21 protein-coding genes are annotated in these 22,532 nt (G+C 74.2%); 12 read left to right on the top strand and 9 right to left on the bottom strand.

What is annotated here, in order from left to right; translation table 11 throughout:
- Positions 1-9: 9 nt before the first annotated feature.
- A complete protein-coding gene (locus ACWEK3_RS37895; protein ID WP_453251799.1) occupies positions 10-1,122 on the bottom strand; it encodes a baeRF2 domain-containing protein in 1,113 nt (370 codons plus the stop codon).
- 87 nt (positions 1,123-1,209) lie between these two features.
- On the opposite strand from ACWEK3_RS37895, the gene ACWEK3_RS37890 reads away from it, so the two are divergent.
- Positions 1,210-1,458 (top strand): DUF6158 family protein, encoded by a 249-nt coding sequence (locus tag ACWEK3_RS37890; RefSeq protein ID WP_376406961.1) that lies wholly within the window; start codon positions 1,210-1,212, stop codon positions 1,456-1,458.
- Positions 1,459-1,481: 23 nt separating this feature from the next.
- Here the strand turns inward: ACWEK3_RS37890 and ACWEK3_RS37885 are convergent, their stop codons facing one another.
- Positions 1,482-2,024, bottom strand: a complete 543-nt coding sequence (locus tag ACWEK3_RS37885) for a type 1 glutamine amidotransferase domain-containing protein (RefSeq protein ID WP_450543828.1) — start codon at positions 2,022-2,024, stop codon at positions 1,482-1,484.
- 99 nt (positions 2,025-2,123) lie between these two features.
- A complete protein-coding gene (locus ACWEK3_RS37880) occupies positions 2,124-2,525 on the bottom strand; it encodes a DUF2795 domain-containing protein (RefSeq protein ID WP_376552422.1) in 402 nt (133 codons plus the stop codon).
- Between the two features lie 285 nt (positions 2,526-2,810).
- Between ACWEK3_RS37880 and ACWEK3_RS37875 the strand changes: the two genes are divergently transcribed.
- The 4 genes from ACWEK3_RS37875 (at position 2,811) to ACWEK3_RS37860 (ending at position 7,604) form a co-directional block, all read left to right on the top strand.
- Positions 2,811-3,605: a SigB/SigF/SigG family RNA polymerase sigma factor gene (locus ACWEK3_RS37875; RefSeq protein WP_453251798.1), complete on the top strand. Its 795-nt coding sequence runs from the start codon at positions 2,811-2,813 to the stop codon at positions 3,603-3,605.
- A gap of 199 nt (positions 3,606-3,804) precedes the next feature.
- Positions 3,805-5,055, top strand: coding sequence for a hypothetical protein (locus ACWEK3_RS37870; RefSeq protein WP_453251797.1), 1,251 nt, complete (start codon positions 3,805-3,807; stop codon positions 5,053-5,055).
- Positions 5,056-5,286: 231 nt separating this feature from the next.
- Entirely contained in the window at positions 5,287-6,537 is a 1,251-nt protein-coding gene (locus ACWEK3_RS37865; protein ID WP_450543834.1) for an aminotransferase class I/II-fold pyridoxal phosphate-dependent enzyme, read from the top strand.
- Positions 6,534-7,604, top strand: a complete 1,071-nt coding sequence (locus ACWEK3_RS37860; protein ID WP_453251796.1) for an MBL fold metallo-hydrolase — start codon at positions 6,534-6,536, stop codon at positions 7,602-7,604. The genes ACWEK3_RS37865 and ACWEK3_RS37860 overlap by 4 nt, the downstream gene beginning before the upstream one ends.
- Positions 7,605-7,646: 42 nt before the next feature.
- Here the strand turns inward: ACWEK3_RS37860 and ACWEK3_RS37855 are convergent, their stop codons facing one another.
- Together ACWEK3_RS37855 and ACWEK3_RS37850 are read right to left on the bottom strand one after the other, a co-directional pair.
- Positions 7,647-8,288, bottom strand: coding sequence for a DedA family protein (locus ACWEK3_RS37855; protein ID WP_453251795.1), 642 nt, complete (start codon positions 8,286-8,288; stop codon positions 7,647-7,649).
- On the bottom strand, positions 8,285-9,058 hold the full coding sequence (locus tag ACWEK3_RS37850) for an MBL fold metallo-hydrolase (protein WP_361409681.1): 774 nt from the start codon (positions 9,056-9,058) through the stop codon (positions 8,285-8,287). The genes ACWEK3_RS37855 and ACWEK3_RS37850 overlap by 4 nt, the downstream gene beginning before the upstream one ends.
- A gap of 86 nt (positions 9,059-9,144) precedes the next feature.
- On the opposite strand from ACWEK3_RS37850, the gene ACWEK3_RS37845 reads away from it, so the two are divergent.
- Together ACWEK3_RS37845 and ACWEK3_RS37840 are read left to right on the top strand one after the other, a co-directional pair.
- On the top strand, positions 9,145-9,582 hold the full coding sequence (locus ACWEK3_RS37845; RefSeq protein ID WP_361409684.1) for a hypothetical protein: 438 nt from the start codon (positions 9,145-9,147) through the stop codon (positions 9,580-9,582).
- A gap of 455 nt (positions 9,583-10,037) precedes the next feature.
- Positions 10,038-12,110, top strand: coding sequence for a phage holin family protein (locus ACWEK3_RS37840; protein WP_453251794.1), 2,073 nt, complete (start codon positions 10,038-10,040; stop codon positions 12,108-12,110).
- A 16-nt stretch (positions 12,111-12,126) separates the two neighbouring features.
- Here ACWEK3_RS37840 and ACWEK3_RS37835 read toward each other — a convergent pair whose 3' ends face one another.
- Both ACWEK3_RS37835 and ACWEK3_RS37830 read right to left on the bottom strand, forming a co-directional pair.
- Complete coding sequence (locus ACWEK3_RS37835; RefSeq protein WP_453251793.1) at positions 12,127-14,886, bottom strand: VWA domain-containing protein; 2,760 nt, start codon at positions 14,884-14,886, stop codon at positions 12,127-12,129.
- Entirely contained in the window at positions 14,876-15,649 is a 774-nt protein-coding gene (locus tag ACWEK3_RS37830; RefSeq protein WP_450543843.1) for a tetratricopeptide repeat protein, read from the bottom strand. Before ACWEK3_RS37830 ends, ACWEK3_RS37835 begins: the two co-directional genes overlap by 11 nt.
- Positions 15,650-15,811: 162 nt before the next feature.
- Between ACWEK3_RS37830 and ACWEK3_RS37825 the strand changes: the two genes are divergently transcribed.
- Together ACWEK3_RS37825 and dnaK are read left to right on the top strand one after the other, a co-directional pair.
- Entirely contained in the window at positions 15,812-16,237 is a 426-nt protein-coding gene (locus ACWEK3_RS37825; RefSeq protein WP_361409696.1) for an OsmC family protein, read from the top strand.
- Positions 16,238-16,388: 151 nt separating this feature from the next.
- Entirely contained in the window at positions 16,389-18,251 is a 1,863-nt protein-coding gene (gene dnaK / locus ACWEK3_RS37820; RefSeq protein ID WP_453251792.1) for a molecular chaperone DnaK, read from the top strand.
- Between the two features lie 64 nt (positions 18,252-18,315).
- Here dnaK and ACWEK3_RS37815 read toward each other — a convergent pair whose 3' ends face one another.
- Both ACWEK3_RS37815 and ACWEK3_RS37810 read right to left on the bottom strand, forming a co-directional pair.
- Complete coding sequence (locus ACWEK3_RS37815) at positions 18,316-19,179, bottom strand: helix-turn-helix domain-containing protein (protein ID WP_390728098.1); 864 nt, start codon at positions 19,177-19,179, stop codon at positions 18,316-18,318.
- Complete coding sequence (locus ACWEK3_RS37810; protein WP_450543847.1) at positions 19,172-20,032, bottom strand: helix-turn-helix domain-containing protein; 861 nt, start codon at positions 20,030-20,032, stop codon at positions 19,172-19,174. Before ACWEK3_RS37810 ends, ACWEK3_RS37815 begins: the two co-directional genes overlap by 8 nt.
- A gap of 29 nt (positions 20,033-20,061) precedes the next feature.
- On the opposite strand from ACWEK3_RS37810, the gene ACWEK3_RS37805 reads away from it, so the two are divergent.
- The 3 genes from ACWEK3_RS37805 to ACWEK3_RS37795 all read left to right on the top strand — a co-directional run bounded on the left by ACWEK3_RS37805 (position 20,062) and on the right by ACWEK3_RS37795 (position 22,405).
- The gene (locus ACWEK3_RS37805; RefSeq protein WP_453251791.1) at positions 20,062-21,165 is read left to right on the top strand and encodes an ADP-ribosylglycohydrolase family protein; all 1,104 of its coding nucleotides are present in this window, start codon (positions 20,062-20,064) and stop codon (positions 21,163-21,165) included.
- A 160-nt stretch (positions 21,166-21,325) separates the two neighbouring features.
- Positions 21,326-21,631 carry a 4a-hydroxytetrahydrobiopterin dehydratase gene (locus ACWEK3_RS37800; protein WP_361409711.1) on the top strand — a complete coding sequence of 102 codons (306 nt, stop codon included), beginning with the start codon at positions 21,326-21,328 and terminating at the stop codon, positions 21,629-21,631.
- Between the two features lie 30 nt (positions 21,632-21,661).
- Positions 21,662-22,405, top strand: a complete 744-nt coding sequence (locus ACWEK3_RS37795) for a class I SAM-dependent methyltransferase (RefSeq protein WP_453251790.1) — start codon at positions 21,662-21,664, stop codon at positions 22,403-22,405.
- Positions 22,406-22,532: the final 127 nt, after the last annotated feature.

Raw genomic sequence — 22,532 nt, 5'->3', positions numbered from 1 at the left:
CCGGGCCGCTCACTGCCGGCGCAGGACGGCGCCCAGACCGCCCGTCGGCACGTCCTCGCCGGCGGCGGCGGGGTCCAGGGACAGGGCCGTGGCGTCCTGGCAGACCGCCGAGCGGAGCAGGGCGTCGTCGGCCCGGGCCGGCCAGGAGTGCCGCTCGCCGAGGGCCTTCAGCTCCGTACGGCGCACGGCCAGCTGGTCGGCGTCCTCGCCGATCCACACCTCGCGGTGGGCGTCGGCGCCGTCCGGGCGGATCAGCAGTTCCTCAAGACGGTGCTCGCGGGCCGCCTCGACCAGCGCGGACACCCCCTCGGCGGCCCCCGACCGGCCCTCGTCGTCCGGCGTCCTGGCCGCGCGGAACCGGTCCAGCTCGGACTCGACACGCCGGTGCACGTGCTCGGCGCGGATCCGCTCCACGTCCTCGTCCAGCAGCCGGCTGCCGGTGCCGTGGGCGGCCTCCGCCACGCGGTCGTGCAGCCGCTTCGGCAGCCGCTCGCGCACCTCGCGCCGCTCCCGTTCCTCGCCGACCAGGATCAGCAGGTCGGCATCCGTCTCCTCCTGGCAGACGCTGAGCGCGTCGGCGATCTCCGCCGCGTTGTGCTCCCAGGTGTTCTCCACCTTCAGCTGGAAGTGCCGCTCCGACCAGTCCACACCGCCCGTCCGGTGGATGGGCCACTCCAGTCCCACCACCGTCCCCGCGTCCTCCCGGCCCAGCGAGCTGCGCAGCTCGAAGTCCGCGCCCCTGCGGTCGACGTACGCGACGATCGCGACCGGATCCTCACCCGCCAGGTCCAGCAGCGGCGCCACGCGCGGCAGCGGCGCCCACTCCGCCCGGCTGCCGCCCCGCGGCGGGCGGGCCAGCAGCGGGTCGAGCACGACCGCGCCGGCCCGCGCGAACAGCACCCGCCCGTGCGGATCGGGGACGTGGCGAAGCTCCCGTACGGCCTCCTCCACCGCTCGGCAGGTGGCCTCGTCCGCGCCCTGCCGTGCCAGCTCGCGCCCCATGGCCCGGGCCGTCAGCTCCAGCTGGTGGGCCGTGTCCTCCGCGTGCCGCGAGGTGTCGACGTACACGGAGGCCCAGGGGCCCGGCTGTTCGTACAGTGGATGCAGAAAGGCGAGATCCATGGCTCCCTCCCGGGGACCGTTCGGTGGCGCCGCACGCCGGGCGGGTACCCGGACCGCAGGTACGAACACGACGAACGGGGCACCACCATGAACGGAGTCGACCCGGGACGGCTGGACGACCAGCAGCTGATGAAGGAGCTGGAGACGATCCACCGCACGCGCCACGACACGCTGCTGTACGGCTCGAACGACGCGCTGCGCGCCCACAACGAACGCATGGCACAGCTCGAGGGCGAGTACCTGCGCCGCAACCCGCGCCGCCCGGTCGCCGCCGGCCGCACCCGCGAGGGGGCCCGGGAACGCGGATGCGGGGAGTCGGCGACTCCCCGCATCTGAAGAAGGTCCCGGACGCCGGCCGGTCAGCCGGCCTTCTCGGTGAGGACGTCGAGGAAAGCCTCGCAGAACGCTTTCAGATCGTCCGGCTTGCGGCTCGTGATCAGCTTGTTCGGGCCGTGGTCGCAGATCTTCACCTGCTCGTCGACCCAGATGCCGCCCGCGTTGCGGATGTCCGTCCGCAGACTCGGCCACGAGGTCAGCACCCGGCCCCGTACGACATTCGCCTCGACCAGCGTCCACGGCGCGTGGCAGATCGCGGCCACCGGACGGCCCTGCGCGAAGAACGCCCCCACGAACGCCACCGCCTTCTCGTCCATCCGCAGGAAGTCCGGGTTGGCCACGCCGCCCGGCAGGACCAGCGCGTCGAAGGAGTCCGGGGAGGCCTCGCCGACGACCGCGTCCACCGGGAACCTGTCGGCCTTGTCCAGATGGTCGAAGGCCTGGATCTCCCCGGACCTCGTCGAGACGAGCACCGTCTCGTGACCGGCGTCCTTCGCCGCCTTCCACGGTTCGGTGAGCTCGACCTGTTCCACGCCCTCGGGCGCGGTCAGAAATGCGATGCGCATGATGCCTCAACGTCCTTTCGCCGCCCCGGGGACGGGCCCTGCCGTCCCCGGGGCGCCTTTCTCTCGTGGCGCCGGCCGCGGCGTCCCCCGGGCACGGGCCTACGCGCGCTCCTCCCGGGCGGGCGCCTCGGTGTGCGTCAGCTCCCGGGCCAGCTCCTGCACGTTGGCGTAGCGCGCCTTGTGCGGCAGTCGCTGGAGCGCCTCGATCAGCGTGTCGGGCGCGTTCTTGCGCCGGAGCTGGCGGGTCAGCTCGCCCGGACCCGCGGGAAAGGCACTGCGGCCCAGGATCCTGGCCAGTTCCAGGCGGACGGTCTCCAGGGACGCCCGGGAGCCGCCCGGCGCCACCGGTCCGCCCCACACCTCCGGATCGTCCTCGGCGGTCGGCTCCGGGTCGTGCCACTCCTCGCTCCGCGTGGGATGGCCGGACCTCAGAAGCCCCTGCAGCTCGTGCTTCATCTCGTCGTCACGGTGGACACTCAGCCGGTCACTGCCTCGCTGCATGTCTCCCTCCAGATCGTCGGGGGTGGCCACCGCGTACCCGTGCGCGGGGAGCCGACACCGGTTTTCCGGGACGGGATGACACCCGGGGGCGGCCGGTGTCCTGCCCGCCGCAGCGGCGTGTTTGGCGCCCGGGACCGGGGGCAGACGCGGAGCCAGTGCTTCGGACTGGAGGCACGCCCGTGGCAGCGGCGCGACACGCCGCCACGCGCGGCCGTCCGGTCCACGCGCCCGCGTTCCCACGGTGACCGTCCACCCGAGAGGACCGCGAGGGAGCTGCGACGCACCATGCCAACGCGAGCGAGCGCCAGGCACCACCCCCACGACGACGCCCCCGACACCGCGGAAGCCTTCCGCCGGCTCGCCGCACTCCCCCCGGGGGAGCGGCGCAACGAGGTCCGCGACGAGGTTGTCGAGGCCTGGCTGCCGATGGCCGAACGGCTCGCCGGCCGGTTCCGCAGCCGCGGCGAGAGCTCCGAGGACCTGCGCCAGGTCGCCGCGCTCGGCCTGGTCAAGGCGGTCGACCGCTACGATCCCGGGCGCGGCAACGCCTTCGAGAGCTACGCCGTCCCCACCATCACGGGTGAGATCAAACGGCACTTCCGCGACCACATGTGGACGGTGCACGTCCCGCGCCGGGTGCAGGAGCTGCGCAACCGGGTCCGCTTCGCCTCCCAGGACCTCTCCCGGACGATCTCCGGCCGCGGCCCCACCGTCGCCGAGATCGCCGAGCACGCCCACCTCAGCGAGGAGGAGGTGCGGATCGGGCAGGAGGCGCTGGAGAGCTTCACCGCCCTCTCGCTCGACGCGGAACTGCCCGGCAGCGAGGACGGCTACTCCCTGAGCGACAGCCTGGGCTCGTCCGACCCGGCCCTGGACACCGTGGTGGACCGCGAGTCGGTCAGGCCGCGGCTGGCGGCGCTGCCCGAACGGGAGCGGGCCATCCTGTACATGCGGTTCTTCGGCGACATGACGCAGAGCCGGATCGCCGAGCAACTGGGCATCTCGCAGATGCACGTGTCCCGGCTGATCAACCGGTGCTGCGACCGGCTGCGGGAGCAGGTGATGCGGGAGGGCGTGTAGGGGCGGACCCGCTTCCGGGTCGGACCCGCTTCCGGGTCGGACCCGCTTCCGGGTCGGGCCGCCGGCGTCACTCGATAGGTCGTCGGTGTCCCGCCAATGGGGCTCGGCCGCGCGCGACCCGCGGCCCCAGCGGCTGAGATGGCAGCGAAGGGCACGAACCCGTGCCGCCAGCCGCCGTCGGTTCCAAGGAGCCCCGCTCATGCGCCGTACCGTCCCCCGCGCCCTGCCCGTCGCCGTCCTGGCCGGAGCCATAGCGGGCGGCGCCGCGTCGGCCGCCTTCGCGAGCCCGGTCGCGCCGGTCGGCGCGCACGCTCGTCCCCCCGCCCTGCGGCACGCCGCGCACACCGCCCACGCCCCGCGGACCGGCGAGGGCGCCGCCGTCACCGTCGTGTGCGGCCCGGACGGTGCCGCCTTGCGCGCCGCGGACGAGGCCTGCGCGCCGGCAGCCGGATCCGGCGCTGACAGGCGCGGTGGGGCGTCCGATGTCCCGTCCGGTACGGCCCGCGCCAGACTGTCCGGGGGCGCTGTCCCGTCGGACGCTGCCCGCGCCAGGCCGTCCGGGGGCGCCCTCCGCGACGCGGCGGCCGCGGCACCGGCCCAGGCCCCGGCGGACACGTCGCGGGACCCGGACCTCAAGGACGCGCCGGCCAACGACCCGTTCCGCCCCGAGTCCGGGCAGTTCTCGCTCCGTGACCCGGCTTCGGGCCGGTTCGGGCAGTCGTCGCCCCGTGACCCCGCCCCGGGCCGGACCGCGCAGATCCCGCCCCGCGACCCGGCCCCCGGCCAGGTCCCGCGCGATCCGGCCCGCGAGACGTTCCGCGACGTACCCGCCTACGACCCTTCCCGGACCCAGGTCGCGCCGGATCTCAACGGCTCCTCCGACCCTTCCCGGCCGCAGGATTCGTTCGGACCTCAGGTCCTGCCGGGCCCGAACGCCTCCGTCGACTCTTCCCGGCCGCAGGACTTGTTCGGAACCCAGGTCCTGCCGGGCCCCAACGCCCCCTACGACCCTTCCCGGCCGCAGGACTCGTTCGGAACCCAGGTCCTGCCGGGCCCGAACGCCTCCGTCGCCCCTTCCCGGCCGCAGGATTCGTTCGGACCCCAGATCCCGCAGGGCCCCAACGCCCCCTACGACCCCTCCCGGCCGCAGGACTCCCGGGACCCCTCCCGCGACCCTTCCCGCGCCCCGTCCCGAGGTCCGGACTCCAGCGGCCCGTCCCGTGACGACGGCTCGTGGGACTCCTCCCGCGGCCAGTTCGGCAACGGCGCTGACCGCGACCCCGCGGGCCGCGACCCCTCACGCGAGGCGGCGCAGCACGGTGTGCAGGCCGGTGCGGGCGGTTCGTTCACCGGTTCCCTGCCGGCCCTGATCGGCGGCGGCGCGCTGATCGCGGCGGCGCTCGGCGGGGCGGTCCACCGGGTGTGGCGGCGCGGGCGGGCCGAGGCCTGACCGGGCAGCCGGAGGCCGTGCGGGGACGCGGGCCCGTGTGACCAGCCCGAGCCGGCCGGGTGGCCTTGGGACGGCGCCGCCCTGGGTACACGGAGCCCCGAAGGCACGGCCGGCGCCGTGCGGACGGACCCGCCCCCGGACACCGGGTGGCGGGCCGGGCGCACGCGGCCGGTACGGACCCGGCGGCGGCACGACTCGGCGGTGCCGCACGGCATCTTCGCGGAGGTACCCATGCGGCGGACGGACCCGGAAGGCCACGGCCCCGTCCGCTACGGTCCGTCGGCCCTCCCCGACGACGGACTGCCGGTGCTGCCGGAGGTGTCCGCCGCGCTCGCCGGGGCCGCGAACCGGACCCGGCGCGGACCGATCGGCGGCGGCACCGAACTGCTGGACGCCGCCTGCGGGTACTGGCTGCGACGCGGACTGCCCACCCGGCCCGGCCGGGTGGCGGCCGCACCCGGCGCACCCGCCCTGCTGCTCGCGCTGACCGCCACGCTCGGCGGCGACGTCCTGGTGCCCCGGCCCTGCGCGGCCTGGTGGGCGCCGTACGCGCGCCTGCTGGGCACCCCCGCCTTCCCCGTGGCGACGCCGGCCGAGTGCGGCGGTGTCCCCGACCCGTACGCCCTGCTGGAGACCGTCCGCCGAGTCCGCGCCGAGGGCGGCGACCCCCGGCTGCTCGTGCTGTCCGTCGCCGACGACCCCACCGCCACCGTGGCACCGCCGGAGGTGCTGCACGAGACCGTCGAGGCCGCCACGGCCGAGGGACTGCACCTGGTCAGCGACGAGACCTGGCGCGACACCGTGCACGCGCCGCACGAGACGGTGCTGCTCAGTCCCGCCGAGATGCTGCCCGACCGGGTCACCGTCGTCACCGACCTCGCCGGCCCGTTCCTGCCCGCCGGCTGGCCCGCCGCGATCGCCCGCTTCCCCGCCGGCGCCACCGGCGAGGCCCTGCACGCGCGGGTGCTCGACGTCCTCACCGCACTGGACGCCCGTGTCGCCGAACCGGTCGCCGCCGCGGCCGCCCGCGTCCTCGACGAACCCGGGCCGGTCACCGCGCGCCTGGCGGCCTCGGTACGCCTGCACGCACGCGTGGCGCGGGCCGTCCACGCGGCCCTGGTCGCCGCGGGCGCGCTCGCCCTGCCGCCGCAGGCCGGCCGCCACCTCTACGCCGACCTCGGCCCGCTGCGCTCCGCGTTCGACGCCCACGCGGTCGGCGACGCACAGGAGTTGGAGGACTTCCTCACCACCCGCCTGGAACTGCCCGTGCACGGCGGCCACCGCTTCGGCGACGACCTCGGCGCGCTGCGCGTGCGGCTGTCCACCGCGGAACTCCTCGGCCGCACCGACGAGGAACGCGCGGAATGCCTCCTGTCCCCCGAGCCGTTGGAACTGCCACACGTGCAACGCGCGTTGCTCTCCTTGAGGTCGGTACTCGACGATCTCCGCGACGACGCTCAGCGATGGGAGCCCCCTCGATGACGCAGCAGTCCGAGTCGACCACGTCCACGAGCACCCCCGCCCAGGAGGCCGACGATCCCGCGGCCTCGTCCCTCCTGACCTCCCCGCCCGCCCCGTTCCCGCCGCTGGCCGAACCCCGGCCGCTGGCGGAGCGGCGGGTGTGGCCGCGCACCTTCCACGACCGGCTCACCGCCCCGCTGCCCGGCCTGAAGGCCTTCGCCCGGTTCGCCCGCGAGGGCGCCCTGCGGCCGGACAAGGAGGCCCTCGCCGACATCCCGCTGCTGCCGTACCGGCCCGCCGATCTGCCCCGCGTGGACACCCGTACCGTCGCCGTCAGCTGGGCGGGGCACGCGAGCTGGGTGGTCCGGATCGGCGGGCTGACCGTGCTGACCGACCCGGTGTGGTCCCGCCGCATCATCGGCACCCCGGCCCGGGTCACGCCCGTCGGCGTGGCCTGGGAGGCGCTGCCGCCCGTCGACGCGGTCGTCATCAGCCACAACCACTACGACCACCTGGACGCGCCCACCCTGCGCCGACTCCCGCGCGATACCCCGGTGTTCGTGCCGGCCGGACTCGGCCGCTGGTTCCAGCGGCGCCGGTTCACCCGCGTCACCGAACTGGACTGGTGGGAGGCGGCCGAACTGTCCGGAGTCCGCCTCGACTTCGTCCCCGCCCACCACTGGTCCAAGCGCACCCTCACCGACACCTGCCGCAGCCTGTGGGGCGGCTGGGTGCTCACCGACCCCGACGGGCAGCGCGTGTACTTCGCCGGCGACACGGGCTACGGCCACTGGTTCTCCCGCATCGGCCGCCGCTACCCCGGCATCGACCTCGCCCTGCTCCCCATCGGCGCCTACGACCCCCGCTGGTGGCTCAGCGACGTCCACTGCGACCCGGAGGAAGCCGTCCAGGCCGTCCAGGACCTCGGCGCCCGGCACATGGCGCCCATGCACTGGGGCACCTTCGTCCTCTCCGCCGAACCCCTCCTGGAACCCCTGACCCGGGTCCGCAGGGCCTGGCAGGAGGCCGGCCTTCCCCGGGAACGGCTGTGGGACCTTCCGGTGGGCGCCTCCCGGGTCCTGGAGTAGCGGCCGGTCGCCGCCCCCACGCGTTCGGAGCCCCCGCCGAGGTCAGTGCGAGCGGTGGACCGGGATCAGCCGGCGCAGGCGGCGCCAGACGGAGGGGGCGGCGCCCAGCAGGACGGTCAGCGCGATCGCGCTGACCACGCCTTCCCAGGGCTCCTCGAACAGGGAGCCGCCGAGGATGCCGATCAGCTGGTACGTCACCGCCCAGGCCAGGCACGCGGGGAGATTGCCGCGGGAGAAGCGGCGCAGCGGCCACTTCGCCAGCAGGCAGGCCAGCATCACCGGTATGCGGCCCGCCGGGACGAGGCGGGACAGGACCAGGACCGCGACCCCGTGCTCGGTCAGCTTCCGCTGCGCCTGCGTGAGCCGGTCCTCCGGGGCGCGCGTGCGGATCGCCTCCAGCCAGCGCGAACCGTTCCTCGACCCCAGCCCGCGCCGCCCCAGCCAGTACAGCGCCGCGTCCCCGAGGAACGCGGCCAGCGACGCCGTCAGGAACACCAGCGCCAGCGAGAACGGCGCCGTCTGGTGCAGGGCGACCACCGCCGCCGAACTGACCAGCGCGCCCGTCGGCACCACCGGCACCAGCGCCCCGATCAGCACCAGCAGGAACAGCGAGGGATACCCGAGCGCCTGCTGGGTGGACTCGGGCGGCACCACCGAGGTCACGGCGGCGGCGACACGTATCACCGGGCGCCCTCCAGGCGCACGCTCTCCCCGTGCCCGAGCCGGTGCACCGCGACCCCCGGCGCACGCTCGGCGGCGAGGCGCGCGAACTCGTCACCCGGCGCATGGAACTCATGGGGGCGCACGGCGTCCATCCCGATCGGCCAGTACGTGCCGTAGTGCACCGGCACTGCGCTCCCCGGCGCCAGCCGGGCCAGCGCCTGCGCCGCCCGTCCCGCGTCCAGATGCCCCGCGCCGAGGTACGGTCCCCAGCCGCCCACCGGCAGCAGCGCCGCGTCGACCGGCCCGACCTCCTCGGCCATCGTCTCGAACAGGCCGGTGTCCCCGGCGAAGTACGTCCGCGCCTCGCCCTCGACGACGTAGCCGAGCGCCGGCGAACGGTGCCGCCCGACCGGCAGCCGGCGCCCGTCGTGCCGGGCCGGCACCACCCGTACGACGACACCGCCGACCTCGACCCGGTCACCGGGCGTCACCTCGGTGATCCGCAGGTGGGCGAGCCGGCGCAGTCCCGCGACCGCCCCGAGTGCGCCCCGGGGCACCAGCAGGCGCGTGCCCGGCTCCAGCCGGGCCAGGGAAGGTACGTGCAGATGGTCGGCGTGCAGGTGGGAGACCAGGGCCACGTCCGCGTGCCAGGCGGTGGGCGGCGGTGGCGCGCCGCGGCGGCGGCGCAGGTGCGCGAGCCGGCGGGCGAACAGGGGATCGGTCAGCACGCGGACGTCCGAGTCCTCGACCGTGCAGGTGGCGTGACCCCACCAGGTGATCTCCACCGGCACTTCTTTGCCTCCTTCGTGCGACTCCCCCTGAGCCTACGGGCAGGAGTAGGGTCGGCGGCGGAAACCCGGAGGTGAGGGGGGACGCCATGGGAGAAGTGCGGGATGCCCCCGGCGGGGGCGCTCCGGCGGCCGTCCGCGTCACGGCGATCGCGAGCCTGACACCCCTGGAGGAGCTGAACGACGACCCCTTCCTGGTGGACTCCCGCGGCCAGCACGCGATGTGCGCCCGCTGGGCGGCCGAGCACGGTTACGTGATCGCGCGGGAACTGCTCGTCCGGGGGCTGCGGGCCGACCACCTCGCCCTGTGGGAGGGAGTGCGCCCGGGCGTGGACCTGTTCGTCGCGCCCAGCCGGCGGGTGCTGGAGCGGGCGCTGTCCTCCGTGGAGGAGTTCACCGCGGAGTGCGCGCGACGCGGGGTCCGGGTGGAGACGGTGGGCCAGGCCGAGCCCGCGTACGACGCCCAGATGAAGGCCCACGTGCACCGCCGCCTCTCCATGCCGACCGCCGGCTACGACGGCCGCTGACCCAGCCACCCCCGCCCACACCGTCCACCGACGACGGCCCGGTCACACGGGCCGATGGCCCCGTACCAGCCGCTCGGCTCCGTGGTGCGCCGGTCCTGCGAGCGGGGCGGCCGGTCGGCCGAGGGCCAGGACGACGAAAGGGGGAGTGCCCGGCTCCGGTGGGCCGGTGCCGCGCGGTCGGAGGTGCCGCAGGCCGGGACCGAGGGCCAGGGACTCGGCGCGTCCGACGGCCCGGACCGCGCCCCGCACCGTCTCCGGACGCCCATCGCGTCACCGGTGCGCTCGGCGCCGTCGGCGCGGCGGGGCTGAGCGCGGGTGCGTCGGCGACCGCCGGTGGCGGGGCCGCGATGATGGGGTGTTACCACAGGTCACGGGGGTTTGTGGGGGTGTATGACAAGCTGGGGTGGGTCCGCGTGGAGGCGCGGGGCGTGGGCGGGAACGGAGGATGTGCCGGCATGGGTGGCGGGCGGCGATGGCGGCGGGCCGCCAGTCAGGTCGGGCGCAGTGTCGCCGTGTGGGCCGTCTCCACGGTCACCCTGCTCGTGCTCGCCGGGATCCTGCCGGACTTCCAGTTGCAGTCGCCCGACGGCGACAGCGCCACCACCGTCGCCGTGACCGCCGCGCTCGGCGCGGGCGCCTTCGGTGTGCTGTCCGCCGTGGTGTGGCCGCTGCTCGTCCGGCTGCTGCTGCTCGTGCCCGCGCTGGTCCTCGGGCTGCTGGTGTTCTTCCTCAACGGCTCACTGCTCCTGCTCGCCCTGCGCATCACCCCCTCCGGACAGGCCGAGGCGGCCCCCGAGACCGCCGTCATCGTGGCCGCGGTGATGTCCGCGGTCGCCTCCGCCACCGGCGCCGCCCTCGCCGTGCGCGACGACGACGCCTACCGGCGCCGGCTCCACCGGCTCGCCGACCGCCGCCGCAGACGGCTGCCGCCCTGCTCGTCGACCCCCGGCACCGTCGTCGTCCAGCTCGACGGCGTCGGTCACGACGTGCTGCGGGACGCGGTGGACGAGGGCCTGATGCCGACCGTCGCCCGATGGCTCGGCGCCGGCGAGGGACAGCCCACCCACCGGCTCACCCCCTGGCGCACCGACTGGTCCAGCCAGACCGGCGCCAGCCAGCTCGGCATCCTGCACGGAACCAACCACGACGTCCCCGCCTTCCGCTGGTACGAGAAGGACACCGGCGAGGTGATGGTCTGCAACCGCCCGAGCAGCGCCGTCGAACTCCAGCGCCGAGCCGTGCGGCGCACTGGCGACGGCGGACTGCTCACCGCCGACGGGGCCAGCCGCGGCAACCTCTTCGGCGGCGGCGCCGGCGAACTCGCGCTCGTCCTGTCGGTCGCGGCCCGCCGCGACCGCGCCAGCCGCTCCCGCGCGGGCTACTTCGCCTACTTCTCCGACCCCGCCAACGCCGTCCGCACCTTCCTGTCCTTCGTCGCCGACGCCGGCCGCGAGATCGGCCAGTCCCTGCGCGCCCGGCTCCGCGAGGAGCGCCCGCGTGTCTCCCGCGGCGGCCTGTACCCGCTGATCCGCGCCTTCGCGACGGTCGTCGAACGGGACGTCGTCGTGGCCGCGGTGATGGGCGACCTGCTCGCCGGGCGCACCGCCGTCTACGCCGACCTGGTGGCGTACGACGAGGTGGCCCACCACTCCGGGCCGCACAGCCGTGACGCGGCGCAGGTGCTGCGGCGTCTGGACCGCTCGCTGGCGCTGATCGAGAAGGTCGCCGAGCACGCCCCGCGTCCGTACCGGTTCGTCCTCCTGTCCGACCACGGACAGAGCCCCGGCGAGACCTTCCGCTCCCGCTACGGTCTGACCCTGGGCGACCTGGTCCGGGCCGGCTGCGGCCTGTCCGTGCCGCGCCGGGCGGGAAGGACGCGCAGTGGCGCCGAGGCACGGGCCGCCGTTCGGGCCGCGCTCGGCCGCCCGGTCGAGGAGAGCGGTGAGGACCGCCGGCCCGCCCGCCGCTCGGAGCCCGTCGTGCTGGCCTCCGGCAACCTCGGTCTGGCCTCCTTCCCGGACGTGCCGCACCGCATGAGCCAGGAGGAGATCGACGCCCGCCATCCCGCGCTGCTGTCCACGCTCGCCGACCACCCGGGTGTCGGCTTCCTGCTCGTGCGCAGCGAGGAGCACGGCGGTGTCGTGCTCGGCGCGCGCGGCGTACGGATACCGCTGGCCGAACTCGACACCGACCCCGGCCCGCTCGCCTTCTTCGGCCCCGGCGCAGCCGACGCCGTACGCCGCACCCACTCCTTCCCGCACACCGCCGACATCATGGTCAACTCCACCCACGACCCGGCCGACGGAGAGGTCCTCGCCTTCGAGGAGCAGATCGGCTCCCACGGCGGCCTCGGCGGCGCGCAGGGCCGCCCGTTCCTGCTGTCGCCGCTCGACTGCTCCCCGCCGGTCCAGGAGGGCGAGGACCTCGTCGGTGCCGAGCACGTCCACCGCGTGCTGCGGCGCTGGCTGCACGAGGCCGCCGGGACCGGGGCGCCGCTCACCGCGGAAGCGGAGGAACGGGCCGCCTGACCCCCTGGTCCGGCGGTCAGTAGTGCGGCCAGAAGCCCGACCGGACCCGGCCGAAGTCGCTCATCATCATGACCGCGGGCGCCATGCCGCCCGGGCCGTGCGGCCGGTCGCTGAACGACACCACCGTGTCCAGCGAGCCGGTCAGCGTGATCAGCTTCTGCAGGGTGACCTGGTCGTCGCGGAACTCCCGCGCCGGCAGCCGGCCGTGCGCGGCCCGCAGCACCTCGATGTGCTGCTTCAGCCGCTTCGTCGCCGTGTCGCGGTCGCGGTCGTACAGGTCGTCCAGGGCGTGGAAGGTGACCTCGCTGGTCCACAGGCCCATCGCGTGCACGGCCACGGTCTCCTCGGTGAGGGTGAGGTCCGCGGCCAGGCCGAGTTCGTGCCGGTGCCCCGCGCGGGTGACGGTGTCGACGTACTGCACGGCCCCGGTGCCCAGGGGGTGCGGCTCGCTGCCCGGCGGCACGGTCAGTTCGAGGACGATCCAGTACGTCTCCCCGAATGCGAGGTCGGGCGCGAAGATGCGGATGCCGGTCTCCTCGGTGATGAGGTCCGGGAGGGCCTCGGCGCCGTAGTCCCGCTGTGCGCGCTTGGCCGCCTGGGCCGCCTCCCGCAGCACCGCCGCCCGTGCGCGCGGGTCGGTGACCAGGTCGTGGCCGTACAGGTGCCGGATCTCCACGTCGGGGGCGATGTCGAGGCGGAGTTGGATGTCGATGGCGGCCAGGTGGTCGCGCCGGTTCAGGTCGGCGAGCAGGTCCGTGCCCACCTGCTCGGGCCGGGTGACGAACGTCGCGTGACCGCCGGCCAGCCCGGCCAGCGCCGCCAGTTCGGGCATCCGGGCGTCGGAGCCGAAGCCGAAGCACGACACGGTGAGGTCGCCGCGGAGCTTGGCCGCGATGTTCGTGCGGATCCTGACCCAGTCCAGTTCGCCGGAGGTCGGGCCGCCGTCGGAGAAGAGGTACAGGCAGTTGACCGTGCCCCCGCCGAGGGCGTTCCGGCCGATCTCGTCGATGCCGTACTGCACACCGAGGTTGATGTCCGTGCCGCCGCCGGCTCTCAGCCCGGCCACCACCTGGGCGAAGCGCTCGCGTGGCAGCTCCCGCTTGGCGGTGGCGGGCAGCACCGTGCGGACGTGGTGCTCGAAGGTGATGACGCCCAGGCAGTCCGTCGGCCGCAGTCGGTCGTAGAGGGTCTGCAGGGCCGCCTTGACGCCGTCGAGCTTCTCGCCGTGCATCGAGCCGCTGGTGTCCACGACGAAGACGAAGTTCACCGGAAGCGGCTCGGCGGGGGCGTCCTCGGGCGGTGCCTCGCCCGCCTTCAGGGTGATCTCCAGGAAGTGGGTCGTCGCCTCGTCGGCCCTGAACTCGCCCTGCGCGGCCGCCAGCCCGTGGCTGACGCCGACGGCCCGGCCGGGCGGGGGACCGGGCACCTGCTCCGTGCGGGCCGCCACGAAGTCGTCGAACCGGATCTGCTCCTGCCCGATGATCACGCCCTGCTCGATGAGATCCCGCACGCCGAGGGGGGAACGGGTGCCGAAGGCGCTGTTGCGGCGGATGAAGAGTCCGTCGTGAGGGAGGGGCCGGCCGGTGCGGCCGAACAGGGGCAGGCGATGGCCGGGCGGCTGGGCGCCATAGCTGATGGTGCGACGTCGCGCGGCGGCACCGAGGTGATCGGTGGCCGCGGATTCGGGAACCGCGTCGCGGGGGCCGCGACGGCGGAGGAACGCATCGCCCTCGTAGCCCTCGTCCTCGGGTGGCGGTGGCCCGGCGGGCCCGCGGGAACCCGGCGGAGGTTGCGCGGCGCTCCGCCTGCGCGCTTGGATCTCCCCGTCGAGTGAGGCGGGGAAGAGCCAGTCGTCCTCGTCCGGAGGCGGAGCGCTCAGACGGCCGATGTGGGCGGTGCCGAGTTCCCCTTCGGACGCCGCCCCCGACCCCCGCAGGGAGAACCGCCCGTCGCGCGGGGCGGACGCCGACCGGATCTCCCGACCCGCCCGCAGCCATCCCCACAGCGGGGCGTCCGGGCTGTCCGGGGCGGGCGGGGTGATCCCGGGGTGCACGATCGCCGTCAGCGGCAGGTTCCAGCGCGCTGCCCCTCGTAGCTCCACCGCCCAGTCCTCGGCGCTCTCCCCGAGCACCGGCCCGGCCGGCAGTCCGATGCGAGCCGCGAAGTCCTGGCACAGCCGCGCGCGCTCGGCGCGTACCGCCCGCCCGGCCGCGGCGGGAGCACCCTCCCGGGGCAGCTCCACCACCAGCAGTGCCAGCCGGTCCTCGCCGCCGGGGCCCATGGGCCCCGGCGCGGCCGAGCCGCCCGGAAGCGGGGCACCCGGCGGGAGCGGCGACTCCTCCGAGGACGACGCCCCCACCGACGACGAGGCACCCTCCACACGAGAGGCCCCCTCCGGTTGTAAAGAGCCTTCCGGAAGAGCGGCCTCCGCCACCGTGGCCGGTTCGCACAGCCGCAGTCCGGCTCCGCAGCGCAGGAGTTGCCACAGCGCGCCGCCCGGTTGGGGGCGCGCGTCGCGCGGGATCCGGCCGCCGGGGTGGATCAGGAGCAGCGCGTCCGGGTGCCGGGCGAGGAGCGCGTCGGCCTCCTCCGCCGTACGGGCCGGCGGCGAGAGCGGGAACAGGTCCGCCCGGGCCGCGGCGGTCAGTGCCTCCCGCAGCGCCTCCTCCGGCTCGTCGTACGACCCACCGCCCGGGCCTCCGCCCGCGACGGTGGCCGACGGGAGGAAGAGGACCGCCTTCCGCTGCTCCCTGTGCCTGCTCCGCTCACTCCGCATGGACATCCTCCGTGGTACGGGTGGGAAGCGGGCACCGCGCCTCGAACTCCGTGCGGGTGCGTACCCCACCGTCGAACATTCCCTCGGCCCGCAACTGGCGCAGCCACGCGTCGAGTTCGCCGCTCAAGCCGGTGCTCTCCACCGACAGCCGCGCGGCCCGGTCACGCCGGTCGGGGTCGCCCGCCAGCAGAAGCAGCTCTATCTTCAGCGCGATGCCGTACGGGTCCCGGCCGTCCAGCTTCAGTGCCTCCTCGACATAGCCGTACGCCACGTCGAGGTTGGACCGGACCAGCGCGATCCTGGCCTTCCAGTACCAGAACACGGACGACTCGCGGTCCAGCCGGGACGCCTCCAGGGCGCGCTCCGCCTGGTCGGCCTCCCCGCTCTCGACGTGCCGGCGCACCGTGGTGAGCCTGCGCTCCGCACCGCCGTCGGCCTTCGCGCGGGCCACCGGGCCGGTGACCACGCGCACCGCGAGGAACAGCACCGCCAGCAGGAACAGCAGCAGCATGCCCACGAGGACCAGGAACTGCCGGACACCCGTGCTTTCGGCGAGGGTGGCGAAGATCCCGAGGATCGCCACGGCGAAGGCGAGCACGACCACGGCCCCGAACAGGGCGGTCGCCTGCGCCGAAGTGAGCGTCCGGAACATCCGCCTGCGGATGATGTCGCGCACGAGGTCCCGGTAGAGCAGGTACAGGACACCGAGAGCGACCCCACCAAATCCCGCGATTCCCCCGAGGACTTGGAAGAGTTCGACCATGGAACGGACTGTAGGGCCTCCCCCTGCCGTCCGGCAGGCGATTCACACACCTTCCACGGCAGGTCGCGGCCTGTTCGGTGGTTGCGCACGGCGCGGATGTGATCGGATGGCGGTTACGGAACCCCGGCAACGGGAACCTTGGCGAAAGGTATGGAACCAACCGTGGCAACCACGCGCACCGCTCACACCGTCTGGGAAGGCAACCTGCTCGAGGGCAACGGCGTCGTCACCTTCGACTCCTCCGGCATCGGCCAGCAGCCGGTGTCGTGGCCGTCGCGCGCCGAGCAGGCGAACGGGAAGACCAGCCCCGAGGAGCTGATCGCAGCCGCCCACTCCAGCTGCTTCTCCATGGCGCTGTCGCACGGCCTCGCCGGCGCCGGCACCCCGCCCACCACCCTGCGGACGAAGGCGGACGTCACCTTCCAGCCGGGCGAGGGCATCACGGGCATCCACCTCAGCGTCGAGGGCACGGTCCCCGGCATCGACAACGACGCGTTCGTCGCCGCGGCCGAGGAAGCCAAGAAGAACTGCCCGGTCAGCCAGGCCCTGGCCGGTACGACGATCACCCTGGACGCGAAGCTCGCCTGAGCCGAGGCCACGTCCGACGATGCCGCGCCCCTCGTCCCGGGCGCGGCATCGGTGTTCCCGGGTAGAGCGGCAGCCGGCGGGTACGCGGCATTGACAACAGCGCACTCAAGTTTTGTGCTGGAGAGCAGGAGGCGCCCGGAAGGGGACGAAGATGGCACGTGCGGTCGGGATCGATCTCGGGACGACGAACTCGGTGGTGGCCCTGCTGGAAGGCGGCGACCCCACCGTCGTCGCCAACGCCGAGGGCGCGCGCACCACGCCGTCGGTCGTGGCGTTCGCCAAGAACGGCGAGGTGCTCGTCGGCGAGGTGGCCAAGCGGCAGGCGGTGACGAACGTGGAGCGCACCGCACGCTCGGTCAAGCGCCACATGGGGGACGCGAACTGGCGCTTCCCGGACCAGGGCTCCGTCGACGGCACCCGCTACCGGGCGCAGGAGCTGTCCGCGCGCGTCCTGCAGAAGCTGAAGCGGGACGCGGAGGCGTACCTCGGCGAGGACGTCACGGACGCGGTGATCACCGTGCCGGCGTACTTCGACGACGCCCAGCGGCAGGCGACGAAGGAGGCCGGGGAGATCGCCGGCCTGAAGGTCCTGAGGATCATCAACGAGCCGACGGCCGCCGCGCTCGCCTACGGCCTGGACCGGGGCGAGGAGCAGACCGTGCTCGTCTTCGACCTCGGCGGCGGCACCTTCGACGTCTCCCTGCTGGAGATCGGCGACGGCGTCATCGAGGTCAAGGCCACCAACGGTGACACCCACCTCGGCGGCGACGACTGGGACCAGCGGATCGTCGAGCACCTGGTCAAGCGGTTCAAGGGCCAGTACGGCGTCGACCTCGGCAACGACAAGATGGCGGTGCAGCGGCTGCGCGAGGCCGCCGAGAAGGCCAAGATCGAGCTGTCGTCGTCCTCCGAGACCACGATCAACCTGCCCTACATCACGGCCTCCGCCGAGGGCCCGCTGCACCTGGACGAGAAGCTGACCCGGGCCCAGTTCCAGGAGCTCACCGCCGATCTGCTGGACCGCTGCCGCAAGCCCTTCCACCAGGCCGTCAAGGACGCGGGCATCAAGCTCTCGGCCGTCGACCACGTGATCCTCGTCGGCGGCTCCACCCGGATGCCGGCCGTGACCGACCTGGTGCGGGAGCTGACCGGCAAGGACCCGCACAAGGGCGTCAACCCCGACGAGGTGGTGGCCGTGGGCGCCGCCCTCCAGGCGGGCGTGATCCGCGGCGACGTCAAGGACGTCCTCCTCCTCGACGTCACCCCGCTGTCCCTCGGCATCGAGACCAAGGGCGGCATCATGACCAAGCTCATCGAGCGCAACACCACGATCCCGACCCGGCGTTCGGAGATCTTCACCACCGCCACCGACAACCAGCCCTCGGTCGGCATCCAGGTCTACCAGGGCGAACGTGAGATCGCCGCGTACAACAAGAAGCTCGGCGTCTTCGACCTCACCGGCCTGCCGCCCGCCCCGCGCGGGGTGCCGCAGATCGAGGTCGCCTTCGACATCGACGCCAACGGGATCATGCACGTCTCGGCCAAGGACCTCGCCACCGGCCGCGAGCAGAAGATGACCGTGACCGGCGGCTCGGCACTGCCCAAGGACGACATCGACCGCATGATGCGGGAGGCCGAGCAGTACGCCGAGGAGGACCGCAAGCGCCGGGAGTCCGCCGAGACCCGCAACCAGGCCGAGCAGCTCGTCTACCAGACGGAGAACTTCCTCCGCGACAACGGCGACCGCGTGCCCGCCGACACCAAGTCGGAGGTCGAGGCCGCCGCCGCCGAGGTGAAAGCCCTCCTGGAGCAGCAGGCGGAGACCCCCGCGCTGCGCACGGCCATCGACAAACTGGCCTCCGTCAGCCAGCGGATGGGCCAGGCGATGTACGCCCAGGCCCAGCAGAGCGGCACGGAGAGCACCGGACCGCGGGCGGCACCGCCCGACGAGGACACGGTGGTGGACGCGGAGATCGTCGACGACGAACGCGACACCAGGGGCGGAGCCGCCTAGGGTCTTTCGCCTGATCCGAACGAGGGGACCCAGGGCTACAGGTCGCTCGACCGCCGGGTGCGGCTCACAGGTTCTCGCGGTACTTCCGCAGCAGCTCGCGGGTCTGCTCGGCGGTGGCGGCGGCGGCCGTCATGCGGTCCAGGACCTCGAGGTGCGCGGAGATCTCCGTGCGGGAGTCCAGGTACAGGGCGCCGGTCAGGTACTCGGTGTAGACCAGGTCGGGCAGCTCCGGCTCGGCGAAGCGGAACAGCGAGAACGGCGCGTACGTCCCCGCGTGCGGCCCCCGCGCGAACTCGGCGACCTGCAGCGTCACCCGGTCCCGCTCGGTGTAGAGGAGCAGCTTGTCCAGCTGCTCGCGCATCACCTCGGGGCGGTCGCTCACCGGCCGCCGCAGCACCGTCTCGTCGATGATCGCCCACAGGTGCGGCGGATCGGCCCGCTCCAGCAGCCGCTGCCGGGCCATCCGCAGCGACACGTGCCGCTCGACCGCGTCCGGCCTGCGCTGCCCGACCGTCCCCGCCTCCAGAACCGCCCGCGCATAGTCCTCCGTCTGGAGCAGTCCCGGTACGAAGTGCGGCTCGTAGGAGCGGATCAGCCGGGCGGAGCCCTCCAGGCTCACATACAGGCTGAACCACTCCGGCAGCACGTCGTGGAACCGCTGCCACCAGCCCGGCGCGTTGGCCTCCTCGGCCAGCGCGACGAACGCGGCGGCCGCCTCGTCGCCCACCCCGTAGGCGCTCAGCAGCATCTGCACGTACGGGATCTTCAGCGCGACCTCGGCCGTCTCCATCCGCCGTACCGTCGCGGGGGCCACCCGCAGGACGCGCGCGGCCGCCTCGCGTCCCAGTCCGGCCTTCTCCCGCAGTTCCTGAAGCCGTTTGCCGAGCACCACCTGGCCCACGGTGGGCGCCGCCCGCCGCTCACTCACGCCATGCACCCCGGCTCTCTCCCGCCCACGACGAGTGAAGGTACTCGACGGTGGCCGGATCGGCGGGCAGGAACGTCTCGATCGCCAGCTCCGCCACCGTCACGTCCATGGGCGTGTTGAAGGTGGAGATGGAGGAGACGAACGACAGCACCCGCCCGTCGTGCTCGATCCGCAGCGGCAGCGCGAAGTACGGCACCTGCCCGGGCGGCTCCGCCGTCTCCGGCGTGCCCCGCGGCACCGGGTAGGCCGCCACCTCCTCGTACAGCTCGCGCAGCGCGGCCGAGCGGTGCAGCGCGACCTGCCGCTCCATCTGGGCGAGCAGATGCCCGCGCCACTCGCGCAGATTGCGGATGCGCGGCGCCAGACCGTCCGGGTGCAGGGTCAGCCGCATGGCGTTCAGCGGTGCGGTGAGCAGCCGTTCCGGGATGCCCTCCAGCAGCATCGTGATGCCCCGGTTCGCGCTCACCACGTCGTACGTCGCGTCGACCACCAGCGCCGGATACGGCTCGTATCCCCGGATCAGCCGCTCCAGGCCCTCGCGCAGCGGGCCGAGCGCCGGGTCCTCCAGCGGGGTCTGCCGGTACCTCGGGGCGTAACCGGCGGCCAGCAGCAGGGAGTTGCGCTCCCGCACCGGCACCTCCAGGTGTTCCGCCAGCCGCAGCACCATCTCCTCGCTCGGCCGGGACCGTCCGGTCTCGACGAAGCTGATGTGCCGGGCCGAGGAGTCGGCGCGCAGCGCCAGTTCGAGCTGGCTGATCCGCCGCCGCTCCCGCCAGGACCGCAGCAGCGGGCCCACGCCCTGGGCTGCGGGGGCGGTGGGGGACGCGGTGGTGCCGGACGCGACAATGGCCATACGCACGACCGTAGTCGAGGAGGGGGCGTATGACCGAGCCGTGGAAGCCGTCCTGGGAGGCGACGGCGGTGTACCGCGCCAGAGTGCGCGGCTGCCTGCTGGGCGGCGCCGTCGGGGACGCGCTCGGCTATCCGGTCGAATTCGACTCCCTGGAGCGGATCCGCGCCGTGCACGGTCCGCGCGGCGTGACCGGCCTGGTGCCCGACGGGGACGGCGCGGTGGGCCGGATCACCGACGACACCCAGATGACCCTGTTCACCGTGGAGGGCCTGCGCCAGGCCCACGAGCGCGAGCGGCTGCGGGGCATCGGCGGCGGCTGGCCCCGCCTGGTGCGCTGGGCCTACGAGCGCTGGCTGGAGACCCAGCGCAGGCAGGGCCCCGAGGACACTGAGATGGCCGGGCCCGCCGGGGGCTCCTACGAGGGTCCGCGCGGCGGACTGATCACCGAGCGGTGGCTGTACGCCCGCCGCGCCCCTGGAAACGCCTGCCTGTCCGGGCTCGCCCAGGACTTCGTGCCCGATCCGGCGGCCGAACTCGGCCCGCCCGGCCCGGTCAACTCCGACTCCAAGGGCTGCGGCACCGTGATGCGCTCGGCGCCCTTCGGGCTGACCCGCACCGACCCCGCCACCGCCTTCGGCATGGCCGCCCGCTGCGCCCAGACGACCCACGGCCACCCCACCGGTTACTACGCGGCCGGCGCGCTCGCCGCGATCGTCGCGTACCTCGTGTCCGGGGACTCCGTGGAGGGTGCGGTCCTGCGCGCGCTGCGGCTGCTCGCCCGCCATGCAGGGCACGAGGAGACCAGTGCCGCCCTGGAACAGGCCCTCGACCTGGCCGCACAGGGCACTCCGACGTCCGAGAGGCTTCAGCGGCTCGGCGCCGGATGGGTCGCCGAGGAGGCCCTCGCCATCGGCGTCTACAGCGCCCTGGCCGCCCCACGCGTCGAGGACGCCCTGCTGCTCGCCGTCAACCACTCGGGTGACAGCGACTCCACCGGATCCATCTGCGGAAACATCCTCGGCGCCCGGCACGGCGACCACGGCCTGCCGCACACCTGGGTGGAACACGTCGAGGGCCGCGCCAGGATCGCCGCCCTGGCGGACGACCTCGCGGCCGAGTGCGTGGCCGGCTGAGCCTAGGGCCTCTCGTTTGGATCACGCCCCGCTCCCTGATCCGGCCTGATCCAAACGAAAGACCCTAGGGCCCGTTCCGGCCCGGGACGCGGCGGCCCTCCTGTGGCAGTCTGAACAGGAACGCGAGGTCCAGGAGAGGTCCAGGAAGGGAGCCGGCCCCATGCCCGTCGCACCGCTGTCGCACAAGGAGATCGAGGACCGGCTGGCCGAACTGCCCGGCTGGTCCGTCGACGGGGACCGCCTCACCCGCTCCTTCCGGCTCGGCTCGCACTTCGCGGCGACGGCGATGGTCGTGCACATCGCCCAGGTGCAGGAGGAGCTCAACCACCACTCCGACCTGACCCTGGGCTACAACACGGTCTCGCTCAGCGTGAACACCCACAGCGCGGGCGGCGCCGTCACCGAGAAGGACTTCGAACTCGCCCGCCGGGTGCAGGACCTCGCACCGGGACACGGGGCGAGCTGAGCCGCCGCCGGGGCGGGGTGGGGGATCCGCGTGCTGGACTACGACGAGGAAGCCGAGCGCTACGACGCCTCGCGCGGCGGCGAACCGAGAGCGGAGGCCGCGGCGGAGGCCGTCCTCGGCCTCGTGCCGCGGCAGACGCGCGAACTGCTCGACGTGGGTTGCGGCACCGGCATCGTGACCCGCCGCCTCGCCGCCGCCCGCGCCGGCCTGCGGGTGACCGGAGTCGACCGGGCGCCCGCGATGGCCCGGCACGCCGGGGCACGCCTGCCCGGTGCCGTCGTGCTCGCCGACAGCCGCAGCCTGCCCTTCCCCGACGGTCGGTTCGACGCCGTCACCAGCGTGTGGCTGCTGCACCTGGCGCCCGGCCCCGAGGACGCGCGGGCGATCGTCGCCGAGTGCGCCCGGGTGCTCCGGCCCGGCGGGGTGTACGTGACCACGGTCGACAAGGCCGCCGCGCACAACGTCGGCAGCGACATCGACGCCGTACTCGCCTGCCGGCCCCGCCGCCCGGCCCGCGACGACGCCGGCCTCGTCGGCGAGTACGCCGCCGCGCACGGCCTGGTCCCGGCCGGGCAGGCCCTCTTCCCGGGCCGCGACCAGGGCCGCAGCCCCCGCAGCACCATCGCCGACCTGCGCCGCGGCTGGTTCGTCACGCTGCCGCCGGGCGAATCCCTCGCCCAGGACTTCGCCACGCGGCTGGCGGCCCTGCCCGACCAGGACCGCCGCCGCCCGTACCCGGTCTTCACCCTGCGGGCGTTCCGCAAGGAGGAGTAGAGGAGCAAGGGGGAGCAAAGGGGAGCTTCCTAGTGCTGTGGCCGGAAAGGTTTGCCGGGAAGCTCGCGGCGTCCGGTGCTGGGGGTACCTCCCACGCCGTTCAGGCTGTGGGGGAGCATCGCAAGGC

It is taken from the genome of Streptomyces sp. NPDC004721 (genome assembly GCF_053601495.1).
The sequence above is the reverse complement of the archived record's forward strand: the minus strand, read 5'-3'. Positions and strand labels throughout refer to the sequence as shown.